Raw genomic sequence first — 15766 nt, 5'->3', positions numbered from 1 at the left:
CCTTTGGCGCGCTGTCGAAAGCCTTGCCGGAAGGCGACTGGCATTTCGCCTCGGCGCCGGCCGAGCCGGACCTCGCGGCGACCGCGCTGCTGCTCGGCGGCTATGTCTTCACCCGTTACGGCAAGAAGTCAGGCAGGGCGCTGCGCTTCGGCCTGCCGGCAGGCGTCGATGCCGGGCGCGTTCGCCGCATTGCGGATGGCGTCTTCCTGACACGCGATCTGGTCAACACGCCGACCAGCGATATGGGTCCGGAAGATTTGGAGCAGGCGGTGCGGGCCCTGGCCGCCAGGCACAAGGCCGAAGTCTCGGTGGTCAAGGGTGACGATCTCCTCGACCGGAATTTCCCGATGATCCATGCTGTCGGCCGTGCGTCGGCCGGCGCGCCGCGCCTGATCGATATGCGATGGGGGCAGCAAGGGGCGCCGAAGGTGACCCTGGTCGGCAAGGGCGTCTGCTTCGACACGGGCGGTCTCGACATCAAGCCATCGTCCGGCATGCTGTTGATGAAAAAGGACATGGGCGGTGCTGCCAATGTCCTTGGCCTTGCCTCGATGATCATGGCTGCCGGGCTGAATGTGCGGCTGCGCGTGCTCATTCCCGCGGTTGAGAATTCGATTGCCGGCAACGCCTTCCGGCCCGGAGATGTGCTTGCGAGCCGCAAGGGCATCACTGTCGAGATCGGCAATACGGATGCCGAGGGGCGGCTGGTGCTGGCCGATGCGCTGGCGCTGGCCGACGAGGAGGAGCCGCAGCTTCTGGTCGACATGGCGACGCTGACCGGGGCTGCCCGCGTCGCGCTCGGCCCCGATCTGCCGCCGTTCTACACAAGTGACGAAGCGCTGGCATCCGATCTTGCGGCGGCTTCCGTCGCGGCCGAGGACCCTCTGTGGCGCATGCCGCTGTGGCGGCCCTACGATGCAAAACTGTCGTCGAAAATCGCCGACATCAACAATGTCACATCAGACGGTTTCGCCGGCTCGATCACGGCGGCGCTGTTCCTGAAACGCTTCGTCGAAAAGACCGAGGGCTGGGCGCATTTCGACATCTTCGCCTGGAACCCGGCCGATCGTCCGCATGGCCCCGCCGGCGGCGAGGCACAAGGCATCCGCGCCCTAGAGCGGATCATCGCGAAACGCTACGGCTGACGGTTGCAGGCGGAGCGGGCAAAATTGCCTCGACTGAAACGGAACCGAAACAATTTGCCGTCATGCTGGCGCGATGTCGATTGCTATGCGCCCGAGCCAGGCCTTGCGACTGTGGCAGCAAGTGATGCTGTCACAGGTGCGCGACGACGCGCCCGATCTGACCATGCGCCAGACGGCGATCCTGTTCACCATCTATCTCGACCCGCCACCGCACACCATTCGCGGGCTCGCCGCGCGCCTCAATGTCACCAAGCCGGTGATCACCCGCGCGCTCGACACGATGGGCGCTTTGAAACTCGTTTCGCGTCACCGCGATGAACTCGACAAGCGCAATGTGCTGATCAGGCGCACGGTCGAGGGCGCGCTCTTTGTCGAGCGCTTCGGCGATGGTATCATCGCCAAGGCGCTCGAACTGCCGATGTGAGCGCATTACCTTCCAACAGAGTGTTCGATTTGACTGCCAGGGATGTCCGCCTTCACGCTTTTCGCTCCGATCTCGCCGATGCGCGGCTGAAGGGCGAGGTCACCGCCGAGCGCTTCGTCGCCGGCCGGCCGGCGCGGGTCACCGCGTCAGTGGCCGATATGCGCAAGGCGCCGCGGCCGGACGCCGGCGTCAACACGCAAGCGCTGTTCGGCGACGATGTCCTGGTCTTCGATGTCGCTGAGGGCTGGGCGTGGGTCCAGGCCGAACGCGACGGCTATGTCGGCTACGTCGCCGACACGATGCTGGGCAAACGGGATCATGCGCCGACGCACATCGTCTGCGTGCCGCGCACCTTCCTCTACCCCGGGCCGGATCTGCGCTTTCCAATCGCCGGACAATTGTCGATGGGATCGACGGTGACGGTGACGGAGGCCGCCGAGACACGCGGTACGCACTATGCGGTCCTGCCTTCCGGCGAGGCGCTGATCGCAGGTCACCTGCGGCCGCTCAGTGAAGCTGCCTCCGACTATGTCGCGGTTGCCGAGGCGTTTCTAGGAACACCTTATCTCTGGGGCGGTACTTCCGGTTTCGGTATCGACTGTTCGGGGCTGGTGCAACTGGCGATGCGCATGGCCGGCAGAGACGTGCTGCGCGATTCCGACATGCAGGCGACACTTGGCGAGCCGCTGGAACCAGGATCTGATTTCTCAGGGTTGCGACGCGGCGATCTGGTGTTCTGGAAGGGCCATGTCGCCGTCATGACCGATGCCGACACGATGATCCACGCCAACGGCCACACCATGCTGGTGTCGCGCGAAGGGCTGAAGGACGCGGTTGATCGCATCGGTTATCTCTATGGCGGCCCGACCGGGTTCAGGAGGCCGTAGCCTTTCTTCCTTCGCCCCGTTCACGGGAGAAGGTGCCCGAAGGGCGGATGAGGGGCAGCGCCAGCATTTGAAGGTTCGAGCTGCCCCTCACCTGCCTGCCGGCATCCTCTCCCCGTAAACGGGGCGAGGAAAGCTCACCTCGATCACCTTTTGTTCCGATTTTCCTTGGCGATTGACTGCCGTCGCGCTACCTCTGGAAGGTGACAGAGCAGCCGCGCCTTGCCGAACAGAATGCCGCCGTGGCCCTGCCCGAACCATTCATCAGATGGTTTGGCGAGAAAGGCTGGTCGCCGCGCGCCCATCAGATCGAACTTCTGGCAAAAGCCCAGGCCGGGCAATCAGTCCTGCTGATTGCGCCGACCGGTGCTGGCAAGACGCTGGCCGGGTTCTTGCCTTCGCTGACCGAACTGGCCAACCGGCCCAAGAAAAAGCCGGGCCAGGCGCGTCGCGGTATCCACACACTCTACATCTCACCGCTAAAGGCGCTTGCCGTCGATATCGAGCGCAATCTCGGCAAGCCGGTGGAAGAGATCGGCCTGCCCGTCACCATCGAAACGCGCACCGGAGACACGCCGGCGCACAAGCGCCAGCGCCAGAAGCTGGTGCCGCCCGACATCCTGCTGACCACGCCCGAGCAACTGGCGCTGCTGATTGCGGCCGGCGATGCAAAACGTTTCTTCGAGGATCTGCGCTACGTCGTGCTCGACGAACTGCACTCGCTGGTGACGTCGAAACGCGGGCATCTGCTGGCGCTCGGCCTGGCGCGGCTGCGCAGCTTTGTCCCCGGCCTGCAGACGATCGGCCTGTCAGCGACGGTGGCCGAACCGGACGAGTTGCGGCGCTGGCTGGTCAGCCAGAATCCGCCCAAGGGTTCGACCGGCCGTAGCATGGCCGAACTGATCGTCGTCACCGGGGGGGCGAAACCGGAGATTTCCATCCTCGATTCCGAAGAGCGCGTGCCTTGGGCGGGACATTCCGCGCGCTACGCCACGCCGGAAATCTATCGCGAGATCAAGCGCCACAAGACGACCCTGCTGTTCGTCAACACGCGCAGCCAGGCGGAGCTGCTGTTCCAGGAATTGTGGCGGGTCAACGAGGACACTTTGCCGATCGCGCTGCATCACGGTTCGCTCGACGTCGCCCAGCGCCGGCGCGTCGAAAAGGCGATGGGGGAAAACGCACTGCGCGCCATCGTCGCCACCTCGACGCTCGACCTCGGCATCGACTGGGGCGATGTCGATCTGGTTGTGCATGTCGGTGCGCCGAAGGGGGCGAGCCGGCTGGCGCAGCGCATCGGCCGCGCCAACCACCGCATGGACGAGCCGTCCAAGGCGATCCTCATTCCCGCCAATCGCTTCGAGGTGCTGGAATGCCGGGCCGCCCTCGACGCCAACTATCTCGGCGCGCAGGACACGCCTCCCTTGATCGATGGCGGGCTCGATGTGCTGGCCCAGCATGTGCTCGGCTGCGCCTGCGGCGGGCCATTCCGTGCCGATGACCTGTTCGAGGAAGTGCGAACGGCTGCGCCCTATGTCAGCCTCGACCGGCCGACATTCGACCGCGTCATCGATTTCGTCGCCACCGGCGGCTATGCGCTCAAGAATTACGAGCGCTACGCCCGCATACGCCTGAACAAGGATGGGTTCTGGCGGGTGTCCAATCCTCGTATTGCCCAGCAATACCGGCTGAATGTCGGCACCATCATCGAGGTGCCGGCGCTTAACGTGCGCTATGTGCAAGCGGGCAGCAAGGGCGCGGCGTCGCGCGGCGGCAGGGTTCTCGGCAAGATCGAGGAGGCCTTCCTCGAAACGCTAACGCATGGCGACACCTTCATGTTCGCCGGCAAGGTGCTGCGCTTCGAAGGCATCCGCGAGAATGAATGCTTCGTCTCGAACGCGCCCGGCAGCGATGCCAAGGTGCCTTACTATGGTGGCGGCAAGTTCCCGCTTTCGACCTATCTCGCCGAACAGGTCCGCATCATGCTCGACGACCCGCAGCGATGGAAGAAGCTGCCCGAGCAGGTCGCCGACTGGCTGCGATTCCAGGCCGACAAATCGGTGCTGCCCAAACGCGATGACCTGCTGATCGAGACCTTTCCACGAGGCAACCGCCATTACCTGGTGGCTTATCCGTTCGAGGGCAGGCTGGCGCACCAGACGCTGGGCATGCTGCTCACCCGCCGTCTCGACAGGGCAGGAGCCAGGCCGCTCGGCTTTGTCGCCACCGACTATGCGCTGGCGATATGGTCATTGGGCGATATGGGCGCGATGTTCAAAGCCAGGAAGCCTTCGCTTAGCGCCCTTTTCGACCAGGATATGCTGGGCGATGACCTCGAAGCCTGGCTGGCCGACAGCTGGCTTCTCAAACGCACCTTCCGCAATTGCGCGCTGATTTCGGGGTTGATCGAGAAACGCCATCCGGGCCAGGAAAAGAGTGGTCGCCAGGTCACAGTCTCGACCGACCTGATCTATGACGTGCTGCGCAGCCATGAACCGGACCACATCCTGCTTCAGGCCACACGCGCCGACGCAGCGACCGGCCTGCTCGATGTCAGCAGACTTGCCGACATGCTCTCGCGCATCCAGGGTCGAATCGTGCATAAGGCACTCGAACAGATATCGCCGCTCGCCGTGCCGATCATGCTCGAGATCGGCAAGATGCCGGTTCATGGCGAAGCCGATGAAACGCTTTTGATGGATGCGGCGACTTTGGTCGAGGAGGCCATGGGGCCGGAAATGGCTGAGGAATGAATTTTTCGCTGGCGCGCACATCGCTGATTGCCGAGGCCGACCTTGTCGGCATCGCCGGCGAGCGCGCCGTCTGCGACCCGCGCGGCGTGCTTTATTTTCCGGATCTGCGGCTTCTGGCCGTGTCCGACCTGCATCTGGAAAAGGGTTCGTCGCTGGCACGCCGCGGCACGCTGATCCCGCCCTACGACACCGGCGCGACCTTGTTGCGGCTTCAGGCCGTGATATCAGACTACCAGCCGTCGATCGTCATCAGCCTGGGCGACAGCTTTCACGATGGCGGCGGCGCCCAGCGTATGCATGCAAGCTTCCGCGAACGGCTGGAAGCGCTGATATCAGGCCGAGACTGGTTCTGGGTCGCCGGCAACCATGACCCGGAAGCGCCAGCCGATCTGCCCGGCGAAACGGTGCGTGAACTTGCTATAGGCTCGCTGCTGTTCCGGCATGAGCCGTCGAAGCAGCGTGTCGAAGGCGAAATAGCGGGCCATCTGCATCCCTGCGCCCGCATAGTCCAGCAGGGACGCTCGGTGAGGCGGCGCTGCTTCGCCGGCGACGGCGGCCGCATGATCATGCCGGCCTTCGGCGCCTATACCGGTTCGCTCAACGTCCTCGACCGCGCCTATGCCGGGCTGTTCCGGCTGGACACGCTGATGGCTTATATGCTGGGCGCCCAACGCATCTTTGCCATTTCCGGCTCGATGCTGCGGCCGGGTTAAACAGCCTTACCTGCCATAGTAGAGCGTAACCGTGTGCTTCGCCTCGGCGAAGAACAGCCAACGTTCGACCAGCATGCCGGCGAACTGGATTGCAGCAGCAAGTACCGACAGCAACGCTGCCAGCGGCCATGGCAGTGCGAACACAATGGCGAGCAGCCCCAAGGGCAACGCGAAGGCCAGAAGCTGCGTGATCTGGCGCAGCCGCGCGCCGTGCTTGCGCGCGATGCGAAAGCCCATTTCCTTGAGCAGATAATTCTCCTCGGTATGCGGCCATTCCAGCGACCGCACCGTGCCCCCCGCCAGCCCGGTCGCGGTGTTGGCGGTTGTCGAGATTTCCAGCCTGTCATTGTAGCGCCAGGTCGCCACTTTCCAGCTCCAGCCGAACAAGGTCAGCAGCAGGCAAGCCGCCAGCTGCACCTTCGAACCCAGCGCAAAGCCCTGCAGCAGCGCGTTCAGCAGCACGCTGCCGGTCATCGTCGAGAAGATGAGGTAGCCGGGCAGGGTGAAGTGGCTGTGCCATTGGGCGATCGGCTTCAGCGACGCATAGATCATGCCGGTGGTGCAGACGGTGACGACCGCGCCGATGGCAGCCAGAAATCCGGCGATGCCGACCCAGCCATCGATGCGGCCGAGAAACACCCAGCCGATGCCGAACAGCCCCGCCGGAATGAAGGTGATGACCGAGGCGACGCCTTCACGCGACAGCCATGAACTGCGCCATTGCGAGAACGCCCGCCAGGCGCGTTCGGGACGGCCGAGGTGACCCGTTGAAGACAACAACCCGGCCACGATGAGACCGAGTGCCAGGCCCATGCCGACAAGGCCCAGCCAGAAATCAGGCGGGATGATCTGGAAGCCTCCGAACATGCCCAGCAGCGCCAGCAGGCCGTAGCCGGCGCCGGTGGCGGTGGTGAAGAAGACGACGGAGAAGGCTGGATGCATGGATCAGTTCGAAAGCATGCGGTCGACCCAGCCGAGGAAACCGCCTTCGGCCCGCACCGGTTCCAATGCCGGCGCGGCCACCGATGCGGCGCGCTTGCTGTGGGCGCGCGGCGGCAGATATTTGTTGGTTGGGCGATAGCCGAGCTCAGGCATCAGGTCGACGCCGCCACGCTCCGCCACCAGTTGCGAGACAGCCGACAGGGGATCGCCTAGGTCGCCGAAATGCCGGGCGCTGGTCGGGCAAGCGGCGACGCAGGCCGGCACACGGTCTTCCTCGGCCAGATTGTCATTGTAGATGCGGTCGACGCACAGCGTGCACTTCTTCATCACCCCGACATCGGTGTCGAATTCGCGTGCACCGTAAGGGCAGGCCCAGCTGCACAATTTGCAGCCGATGCACTTGTCCTCGTCGATCAGCACGATGCCGTCCGAAGCCCGCTTGTAGGAGGCGCCGGTCGGGCAGACGGTGACGCAGGCCGGCGTCTCGCAATGCAGGCAGGAGCGCGGGAAGTTCACCGTCCGTCCGCCCATCTCGGTGGTGTGCTCGTAAGCGTGCACGCGGTTGAACCAGACGCCGTCGACATGGCCGCCATAGGGGTCGATGTCGGTCAGCGGCGCCATGTGGCCGCCGGTGTTCCATTCCTTGCAGGCGGTGACACAGGCCTGGCAGCCGACGCAGGTATCGAGATCGATGACGAGGCCGAGCTTCTTGCCGCTTTGACTTGGCAGACAGGTCATTTTGCCGCCTCTCTTGCCCGGCGGAATTCAGCGCCGAAAGTCAGCCTGTCGGGCGAGGGTTCGAAATGCGGCGGCTGCTGGAAACGTTCGAACTGCGGCTCGGTGAAGCCGGCTTCTTCCGCTGCGCATTTGACGATGCGCACGCGTAAATCGAACCACGCCGCCTGGCCGGTGACCGGATCGGAATTCGAATAGCGTTTGCCCTGAGCGTCGGCCGAGGTCTGGTCGCCGATGATGTGGTTGAGCAGGAAGCCGCGGTTGGATTCCGCCGCATCGTCCTTCAGCCCCCAGCTGCCGCGCCTTTTGCCGATGGCGTTCCAGGTCCAGACCGTGCTTTCGTTCACCCCGTCGATCAGCTTGATCTGCCCCTTCACTTTGCCGTTGATGCTCTCGATCCACACCCAGTCGTCATCGACCAGGCCGAGGCCAGCTGCCGTCCGGTGATGCACGAACAGCCGATTCTGGCTGGTGATCTGCCGCAGCCACGCATTCTGCGATCCCCAGGAATGGTACATATGCATCGGCCGCTGCGTCAGCGCATGCAGCGGATATTTTCCAAGGTCGACGACCGCTTCCTCGAAGGGCATATGCCAGAAGGGCAGCGGGTCCATGTAGGTCTCGATGCGCTGGCGGTCACCCTTTGGTGGCAAGACAGGGCCATGCCCACGCGCGGCAAGGCGGAAGCGCTGCAGCGGCTCGGAGTAGAGCTGGAAGACGATCGGCTCAGCCTTGGGAATAAAACCCATCTGCACCGCGAAATCGAGATAGGAGCGGTTGGCCATCTTGTAGTAGCGCTGGTCGTCCGCGAAATCGTGGTGCCAGAAGCCGCCATTGTCGATGTAGCGCTGCAGCTGGTCCGGGTTGGCCTCGCCCCTGCCGGTCGAGGTCCCGTCCTTGCCGCGCCAGCCGGCGAGCGGGCCGATGCCTGATGTGCGCTCATGGTTGACGATGTAGTCGGCGTAGTCGGCATATTTGGCCGAGCCATCGCCGTTGATGAAACCGGGCAGGCCGAGCCGCGCGCCGAGTTCGATCAGCACCGACTGGAACGGCCGGACGTCGCGATCAGGTTCGACGACGGGATGGCGGATGGCGTCGCCCGGTCCGTCGGCATGGCTGATCGGCCGGTCGAGCAGGCTGATGCAGTCATGCCGCTCAAGATAGGTGGTGTCGGGCAGCACGAGGTCGGCGAACGGCACGGTCTCGGAATAATAGGCATCGGAATAGATGATGAAGGGGATCTTGTAGTTGCCCGCATCGTCATGGTCGGTCAGCATGGCAATGGTCTCGACGGTGTTCATCGAGGAATTCCACGCCATGTTCGACATATACATCATCAGTGTATCGATCGGGTACGGGTCGCCGGCCCAGGCATTGCGGATGACGGTGTGCATCAGGCCATGCGCCGCCAGCGGTGCGTCCCAGGAATAGGCCTTGTCGATGCGAAGCGGCGTGCCGGCCTCATCGACCAGCAAATCGTCCGGCCCACAGACGAAACCGAGTGGCATGCCGTCAAGCGGCGTCATCGGCTTGACGGTCTTGCCGGCCGGCTTGGGACCGGGCGGAGCGGAGCGGGGGTAGGGCGGCTTGAAACGGAAACCGCCGGGAACATCCACCGTGCCCAGCAACACCTGGAGGAGATGGATGGCGCGGCAGGTGTGAAAGCCGTTCGAATGGGCCGAGATGCCGCGCATGGCGTGCATCGAGACAGGGCGCCCTTTGATGGTCTCGTGCCGGCGCCCGGCCCAGTCGGTCCAGGCGATCGGCAGTTCGATCGTCTGTTCGAAGGCGACATGCGCAAGTTCGGCGGCGATCCTGCGGATCGTATCGGCGGCAATGCCGCAGCGCTCGGCGACCGCGTCCGGCGCATAGCTCTCATCGAGGTAGCGGTCGGCGATGAGCTGGAACACCGGGACGCAGCGGCGCCCGCCGACCGTGAAGCTGCCCGTCAGTGCCGGCTTCGCACTGGCATCGGCGGCGCCGACAGGCGTCTTCGCAACCCTGTCCCAGGCCAGCGGATTTCCGTCGGCGTCGCGCACGAACAGCCCGTCATCGGCGGCACCCGGCTCCTGCACGACGAGGACATGGGCATTGGTGTAGCGCAGCAGATAATCGAGATCGACGCGGCCCGCCTTGAGCAATTCGTGGATGAGGGCGAACACGAACAACCCATCGGTGCCGGGCCGAATGCCGATCCAGTCGTCTGCAATGGCATTGTAGCCGGTGCGGCACGGGTTGATCGAGACGACCTTGGCGCCGCGCGCCTTGAGTTTGCCGAGGCCGATCTTGATCGGGTTGGAATCGTGATCCTCGGCGACCCCGAACAGCATGAAATACCGGGTGTTGTCCCAGTCGGGCTCACCGAACTCCCAGAACGAACCGCCGATCGTATAGAGACCACCGGCCGCCATGTTGACCGAACAGAAGCCGCCATGGGCGGCAAAGTTCGGCGTGCCGAACTGGCTCGCCCACCAGCCGGTCAAGGATTGGCATTGATCGCGGCCGGTGAAGAAGGCCAGCTTCCTGGGGTCGGTCCGGCGGATGGCCGAGAGCCGTTCCGTCGCGATCGAAAACGCCTCTTCCCACTCGATCTCGCGGAACTCGCCGGAGCCGCGCGGCCCGCTGCGCAGCAATGGCTTCTTCAGCCTTGCCGGGCTGTAGTGCTGCATGATGCCGGAGCTGCCCTTGCCGCAGATCACGCCGCGATTGACCGGATGGTCCTTGTTGCCGTTGATGTAGCGGACCTTGCCATCCTTGATGTGCACGTCGATGCCGCAGCGGCAGGCGCACATGTAGCAGGTCGTCTTGGCGATGCTGTCGGAAACATCAGGCGAGGTGTCGACGCCGTCGCCTTCGTCAGGCGCTCGCGTGTCGGCAAGCGGGCGTTGCGATGGTGCCGAATTCGCGCCGCGCGGCGGTCCCTGTATCATGATCCGGTAGTGCCTGTACGGCCCATGGATTTGGCCCGCGTCTTCGGTCCGGGGCCGCGCATGTAATGCTCTTCCGGGTGGTAGCGATCACCGGCCAGCCGCCGCCTTATGCCGCGGGTCCAATGCGCAAGCAGGGATCTGAACCGCCCGATCATTCTGCTCTCTGCGATCTCTCGGCGAATTTTTTCTAACTTCTTTCAAAAACTTAGAATAAAGCTATCGATCTGTCTAATCAGTTGTTCTTGTAAATTCGATCGATATTGGTTCTTAATGCAGACATGACCCTAGACCAGTTGCGGATTTTCGTCGCCGTCGCCGAGCGCGGCCATATGACCAAGGCGGCGGAATTGCTGGGCATTTCGCAGTCGGCCGCATCGGCCGCCATCCGGGCGCTTGAAGAACAGCACGGCGTCCACCTGTTCAACCGCGTCGGCCGCAACATCGAGCTTGCCCAGACCGGCCACCGGTTCCTGCCGGAGGCCAAGGCCGTGCTCGAGCGGGCCGCCGCCGCGCGCAATGTGCTGGAGCATGTCTCGCAGACCGTCACCGGCAGCCTCTCGATCGCAGCCAGCCAGACCATCGCCAGCTACTGGCTGCCGCGCCGGCTGGCTTCCTTCCACGAAGCCTATCCGGCCGTCAGGCTGAGCGTCTCCATCGGCAACACCAGGCAGGTCGAGGCCAATGTCCTCGATGGCGCGGCCGATCTCGGCCTGGTGGAGGGGCGCACCGAGTCCGACATATTGCGCCGCACCAAGGTCGACGTCGACAGGCTGATGCTGGTGGTTGCCAGCGCGCATCCGGAGATCCCCGAAGTCGCGCCCGGCCGCCCTGACATCAAGGGTCTGCGCTGGATCATCCGTGAGGGTGGTTCGGGCACGCGCGAGGTGCTGGAGGATCTGGCGCGCCACGAAGGGATTTCGCTCGCCGACCTCCAGATATTCCTGGTGCTGCCGAGCAATGAAGCTATTCGCCAGGCCGTCGAGGCGGGGGCCGGCGCTACCATCATTTCCGAGCTTGTCGTGGCACGCGCCGTGGCCGAAGGCAGTCTGAGGTCGGTGCCGCTCCAACTGCCGAAACGCGACTTCGCCATGATCACCCATCGCGATCGCCAGGCAAGCTTGGCCCAGATGGCGCTCAAGGCGCATCTGGGCGACGAAACCGCTGGAAGCGGTCTGGTGTAGTGCCACTTCAGAATCTGTCCGGCTTAGGTCTTCACCCGGTTTTAATGTGGTTTCCGTGGGGTCTCGTTCTGGGCACCAACTTATTCAGCGATGGGTTTGTGGTCGTCGGTTCAAGGCCGGCCAAACTTTCTAATGCGGAGAATAGCCCATGCGATCTCCGCATCTTTTGCAGCAATTACAGTTGTTCATGCGATGAATAAGGCGTACAATCTCCGCAGGAGACGCGGAGAATTATGGCAAAGTACATTCACCAGTTACTCGAATGGCCGAAGTTCAATTGGAAGCCGGAGAAACTCGCCCGCCGGCTCTCGGCCGTGCGGCACAGGCAAGGTCAGCTCTTCGGCCAAATGCAGACACTGGGCTTCCGGTTGCGGCAAGAAGCTATCCTCACAACGTTGACCGAGGACGTTGTCAAATCCAGCGAGATCGAGGGCGAAATCCTCGATCGCGAGCAGGTAAGGTCGTCCATCGCGCGCCGTCTAGGCATAGAGATCGGTGCGCTGTTGCAAGCAGACCGCAGCGTCGAAGGTGTTGTCGAGATGATGCTGGACGCCACACAGAAATTTAGCGAACCCTTGACTGATGAGCGCCTATTCGGCTGGCACGCCGCGCTCTTTCCGACCGGTCGCAGCAGCATAACGAGAATTATTGTCGGCGCCTGGCGCAACGACAAGACAGGTCCGATGCAAGTTATCTCTGGCCCGTTCGGCAAAGAGCGTGTTCACTACGAAGCGCCGGCTGCCGACCGCCTCGACAATGAAATGAGGGCGTTCCTGGATTGGTTCGGCAACAGCGTTGACCTTGATCCCGTCCTCAAGGCAGGCCTTGCTCATCTCTGGTTTGTGACGATCCACCCCTTTGATGATGGCAACGGCCGAATTGCCCGTGCTATCGCCGATATGGCGCTGGCCCGGTCCGAGGACAGCTCACAGCGCTTCTACAGCATGTCGGCGCAAATCCGTCTCGACCGTAATGGCTACTATGACGTACTGGAGAGGACGCAGAAGAGCCCAGACCTTGATGTCACGCCGTGGCTGGAGTGGTTCCTGCAATGCCTTGGCCGAGCCATCGAGGGTGCGGAGCAAACACTATCGGATGTGCTCTTTAAGGCCGAGTTCTGGAAGCAGCATGCCGGCCAATCGTTCAATGATCGTCAGCGTGACATAATCAATCGCCTTCTGGATGGTTTCGACGGAAAACTCACTTCCTCGAAATGGGCGATCATCGAAAAATGCTCGCCAGACACGGCGTTACGCGACATCACCCAACTAATCGACATGGGCGTTCTCGCCAAAGATCAGGCGGGCGGCAGAAGTACAAGTTATCATCTCTTGCATCAAGAAACCCATTCTTAGCTGCGCCCATGTGCACGCCAAGGGACAATCGGCTCCAGAAGGGTTCTATCAGTATGGAGGGAATCAACCGAACTTTCGCTGCGCATCCAGCGCCAGGCCAAGTCCGACCGAGCCGAACATGTCGCCTTCGATGACGGACGCCTGCGGCACCAGCGACAGGATTTCTCGCCTTGCCAGCGGGATCGCGGTCGATCCGCCGGTCAGGAACACCGCGGTGATATCGGATGGCTTCACCTCAGCGTCCCGGATGGTCTGCGCCACCGTCGCCGTGACTCGCTCGATGTCCCTGGCGATCGTGGCATCCAGCCCGTTGCGCGTGATTTCGGCGGCGAACTCCGCACCCGGCAGCTTCACCACGACCTCTGCGGATGACCTGTCGGTCAGCTCTATCTTGGCTTTTTCGACAAGTGCGGCCAGCGCGTGTCCATAGCGGTGTTCGACGATGTGGATGAAACGGTCGACCAGGTCGGCGCGCTCGGCCTCGTAGCGGATCTGGCGCAGATGCGTCATCGCCTTGGCGGTGTAGACCAGGTTGATGCGCTGCCATGTCGCGAGGTCGATGAAGTAACTTGCCGGCAGATTGCGCTTGCCGTCCTTGGTCGGCGTCAAATAGCCGAGTTGCGGCATGACATGGGCGATGCTCAGCAGCCGGTCGAAATCCGTACCGCCGATATGGACGCCCCGGCTGGCCAGGATGTCGTCCTTGCGGTCGAGCGACCGGGAGCGCTGCGGCGAGACGCGCACGATCGAGAAGTCCGACGTGCCGCCGCCCATATCGATGATCAGCGCCAGTTCCTCGCATGTCACCTTTTGTTCGTAGTCGAGCGCCGCCGCGATCGGCTCGAACTGGAAAGCGATGTGCTTGAAGCCCTGGCCACGGGCGGCGTTCTCGAGTTCGCTTTGCGCCTTCGCGTCGGCCTCGGCGTCGTCGTCGACGAATTGCACCGGCCGGCCAAGAACGACGGTCTCGACCGTATCGCCGGCATCTGCTTCCAGCTGTTTCTTAAGATGCCCGAGGAACAGGCCGACGATGTCCATGAAGCCGATCGACCGCGATTTGATGCGGGTCTTTTCATGGGCCAGCGAACTACCGAGCACGCTCTTCAGCGAACGCATCAGCCGGCCTTCGATGCTGTCGGTGTAGTTGGCGATGGCGTGACGGCCAAAGCAGGTGCGGTTGTCCTCGAAGTTGAAGAACACGGCACTGGGCAGTGTCACCTGGCCGTCCTCCAGGGCGACGAGGCGCGGCTGCGCGTTGCGGACCACGCCAACAGTGGAGTTCGAAGTGCCGAAGTCGATGCCGCCGAAGGCTGGTCGCATGACAAGTTCCTGTATTTGTCGTCGGCGAGCCGACAGGCGCCGAGAAATCGCGCGCTGCCCGGGGACGGGCTGCTCTGCCGAACCGAATTGTTTGTGTCTGCCATTTGGCTGGGGAGCGCGGTCTACCGCATGCCCCGGCAAAGGGAAACCACTTTTCGGGGAAAGTTCTGAAGTGCGTCGCGTTTGAACGGATTCACGCGACGCACTTCAGCTCTTGATTCGATGCATGTCTTTCTCCCAAACCCGGGGCCACTTTTGGGCGACATGCATTAATCCCGCCGGAAGATCAGCCTTCCGAGCCAGCCTGTCAGCATGGCCAGCGATATCGCGAAGACGCCGTAGAGGAAGGAATAATTGTGGGCGACACGGAAGATCGACTGTTCGAAACCGGATTTGCGGATTTCGAGCTGGGCCGAGCTTTCCTTGATGAACAGGCCGCTCTTGAACAGGAACGCGCGGGCTTTATGGGTTCCAACTGGCACATTTGGCGCCAGCCTCACTGTGGCGCGGAACAGGTTCTGCGACAGGAATTGCACGCCGCCGACATTCTCGCTGTAGAGGCCGGTCGCCGACTTGCGCTCCCGCAGTGCGGCCGTGAATTCCTCGATCGTCGCCGGGCTGTCGCCGGCATCGGCGGGCTGCATGTAGAGGTTGGAGGCGCCGAGCGACAGCTGCTTGTAGCTGTTGGGTTCGGTGATGTCCTGGAGCGGCCGCGTCGTCGCCACCGAATAGGAGACCGGCACGTTTTCGAAGGTCTCGGAGTCCAGGTTGACCCAGACGCCGAGCACCCGGTCCTTGCGGCGCACCACCACCGGTTTGGGCGGGCCTTCGAGCACGACGATAACGTCGTAGCGGCCTTGGCGCGCGACAAGTGGATCCGGGTTTTCCAGCGAACCGAAGATGGTCAGGTCGGCCCCGGAAAAGCCGGCGGTGATCGCGACGTTGTCGGTGGAGAGACCGATCTGGATGCCTTCGGTCAGCGGGACCTGTGCCTTCGCCGGCACGGCGGCCGCAAGCAGCGACAGGACAATGGCGGTTGCGAATGTGTTGCGAGCCTTCATCAGTTGAGGCCCGCGGCAGACAGCGAATAGAGGTTGGGCGGGGTGACGAAAAGATCGATCGCCAATCGTATCGCCACCGCCAGCACCAGCAGCGCCAGCAAGGCCCTGAGTTGCTCGCCGCGCAGCCGCTGGCCTGCCTTGGCGCCGTACTGCGCACCGGCGACGCCGCCCGCCATCAGCAGGAAGGCCAGCACGACGTCGACCGTCTGGTTGGTGGTGGCGTGGACCAGCGTCGTATAGGCGGAGGTGAAGATGATCTGGAACAGCGAGGTGCCGATGACGACGTTGGTCGGCACTTTCAGCAGATAGATCAGTGCCGGCAC

Annotated in this window: 13 protein-coding genes; 7 read left to right on the top strand and 6 right to left on the bottom strand. The window is 63.2% G+C overall.

Annotated elements, in window-relative coordinates:
* The 5 genes from EOD15_RS12840 to pdeM form a co-directional block, all read left to right on the top strand.
* A partial coding sequence (locus EOD15_RS12840; protein WP_148129539.1) for a leucyl aminopeptidase family protein occupies nt 1-1145 on the top strand: 1145 nt, incomplete at its 5' end.
* Nucleotides 1146-1218: 73 nt separating this feature from the next.
* Entirely contained in the window at nt 1219-1569 is a 351-nt protein-coding gene (locus EOD15_RS12835) for a MarR family winged helix-turn-helix transcriptional regulator (RefSeq protein WP_127321196.1), read from the top strand.
* 29 nt (nt 1570-1598) lie between these two features.
* The gene (locus tag EOD15_RS12830) at nt 1599-2456 is read left to right on the top strand and encodes an NlpC/P60 family protein (RefSeq protein WP_164761805.1); all 858 of its coding nucleotides are present in this window, start codon (nt 1599-1601) and stop codon (nt 2454-2456) included.
* A gap of 200 nt (nt 2457-2656) precedes the next feature.
* Complete coding sequence (locus tag EOD15_RS12825; protein ID WP_127408532.1) at nt 2657-5206, top strand: ligase-associated DNA damage response DEXH box helicase; 2550 nt, start codon at nt 2657-2659, stop codon at nt 5204-5206.
* The gene (gene pdeM / locus EOD15_RS12820) at nt 5203-5919 is read left to right on the top strand and encodes a ligase-associated DNA damage response endonuclease PdeM (protein ID WP_127320859.1); all 717 of its coding nucleotides are present in this window, start codon (nt 5203-5205) and stop codon (nt 5917-5919) included. The genes EOD15_RS12825 and pdeM overlap by 4 nt, the downstream gene beginning before the upstream one ends.
* Nucleotides 5920-5925: 6 nt before the next feature.
* On the opposite strand, the gene EOD15_RS12815 is transcribed toward pdeM, so the two are convergent.
* Genes EOD15_RS12815 through EOD15_RS12805 form a run of 3 tightly spaced genes read right to left on the bottom strand, consistent with a single transcriptional unit; the run spans nt 5926 to nt 10526 of the window.
* Nucleotides 5926-6861, bottom strand: a complete 936-nt coding sequence (locus EOD15_RS12815; protein WP_127320860.1) for a dimethyl sulfoxide reductase anchor subunit family protein — start codon at nt 6859-6861, stop codon at nt 5926-5928.
* Nucleotides 6862-6864: 3 nt separating this feature from the next.
* The gene (locus EOD15_RS12810; RefSeq protein WP_127320861.1) at nt 6865-7599 is read right to left on the bottom strand and encodes a 4Fe-4S dicluster domain-containing protein; all 735 of its coding nucleotides are present in this window, start codon (nt 7597-7599) and stop codon (nt 6865-6867) included.
* Complete coding sequence (locus EOD15_RS12805) at nt 7596-10526, bottom strand: molybdopterin oxidoreductase family protein (protein WP_164761758.1); 2931 nt, start codon at nt 10524-10526, stop codon at nt 7596-7598. The genes EOD15_RS12810 and EOD15_RS12805 overlap by 4 nt, the downstream gene beginning before the upstream one ends.
* A gap of 278 nt (nt 10527-10804) precedes the next feature.
* On the opposite strand from EOD15_RS12805, the gene EOD15_RS12800 reads away from it, so the two are divergent.
* On the top strand, nt 10805-11707 hold the full coding sequence (locus tag EOD15_RS12800) for a LysR family transcriptional regulator (RefSeq protein ID WP_127320862.1): 903 nt from the start codon (nt 10805-10807) through the stop codon (nt 11705-11707).
* Nucleotides 11708-11940: 233 nt separating this feature from the next.
* Nucleotides 11941-13062 (top strand): Fic family protein, encoded by a 1122-nt coding sequence (locus EOD15_RS12795; protein ID WP_127320863.1) that lies wholly within the window; start codon nt 11941-11943, stop codon nt 13060-13062.
* Between the two features lie 63 nt (nt 13063-13125).
* Here EOD15_RS12795 and EOD15_RS12790 read toward each other — a convergent pair whose 3' ends face one another.
* The 3 genes from EOD15_RS12790 to EOD15_RS12780 all read right to left on the bottom strand — a co-directional run.
* Nucleotides 13126-14382, bottom strand: coding sequence for an Hsp70 family protein (locus tag EOD15_RS12790; protein WP_127408531.1), 1257 nt, complete (start codon nt 14380-14382; stop codon nt 13126-13128).
* 269 nt (nt 14383-14651) lie between these two features.
* Nucleotides 14652-15443, bottom strand: coding sequence for a TIGR02186 family protein (locus EOD15_RS12785; protein WP_127322943.1), 792 nt, complete (start codon nt 15441-15443; stop codon nt 14652-14654).
* Nucleotides 15443-15766: sulfite exporter TauE/SafE family protein (locus EOD15_RS12780; RefSeq protein WP_148129538.1), on the bottom strand; the 324-nt coding region annotated here is incomplete at its 5' end. The genes EOD15_RS12780 and EOD15_RS12785, both read right to left, overlap by 1 nt.

This window comes from Mesorhizobium sp. M7A.T.Ca.US.000.02.2.1 (assembly GCF_003996995.1).
Taxonomy (GTDB): domain Bacteria; phylum Pseudomonadota; class Alphaproteobacteria; order Rhizobiales; family Rhizobiaceae; genus Mesorhizobium.
Note: the sequence above shows the minus strand (reverse complement) of the source record. Positions and strands in the feature narration are given on the sequence as shown.

Excerpts from the sequence above, each read along its gene's own strand:
- EOD15_RS12835 (WP_127321196.1), top strand. The coding sequence starts at position 1,219 with ATGTCGATTGCTATGCGCCCGAGCCAGGCCTTGCGACTGTGGCAGCAA.
- pdeM (WP_127320859.1), top strand. The coding sequence starts at position 5,203 with ATGAATTTTTCGCTGGCGCGCACATCGCTGATTGCCGAGGCCGACCTT.
- EOD15_RS12815 (WP_127320860.1), bottom strand. The coding sequence starts at position 6,861 with ATGCATCCAGCCTTCTCCGTCGTCTTCTTCACCACCGCCACCGGCGCC.
- EOD15_RS12810 (WP_127320861.1), bottom strand. The coding sequence starts at position 7,599 with ATGACCTGTCTGCCAAGTCAAAGCGGCAAGAAGCTCGGCCTCGTCATC.
- EOD15_RS12805 (WP_164761758.1), bottom strand. The coding sequence starts at position 10,526 with ATGATACAGGGACCGCCGCGCGGCGCGAATTCGGCACCATCGCAACGC.
- EOD15_RS12800 (WP_127320862.1), top strand. The coding sequence starts at position 10,805 with ATGACCCTAGACCAGTTGCGGATTTTCGTCGCCGTCGCCGAGCGCGGC.
- EOD15_RS12795 (WP_127320863.1), top strand. The coding sequence starts at position 11,941 with ATGGCAAAGTACATTCACCAGTTACTCGAATGGCCGAAGTTCAATTGG.
- EOD15_RS12790 (WP_127408531.1), bottom strand. The coding sequence starts at position 14,382 with ATGCGACCAGCCTTCGGCGGCATCGACTTCGGCACTTCGAACTCCACT.
- EOD15_RS12785 (WP_127322943.1), bottom strand. The coding sequence starts at position 15,443 with ATGAAGGCTCGCAACACATTCGCAACCGCCATTGTCCTGTCGCTGCTT.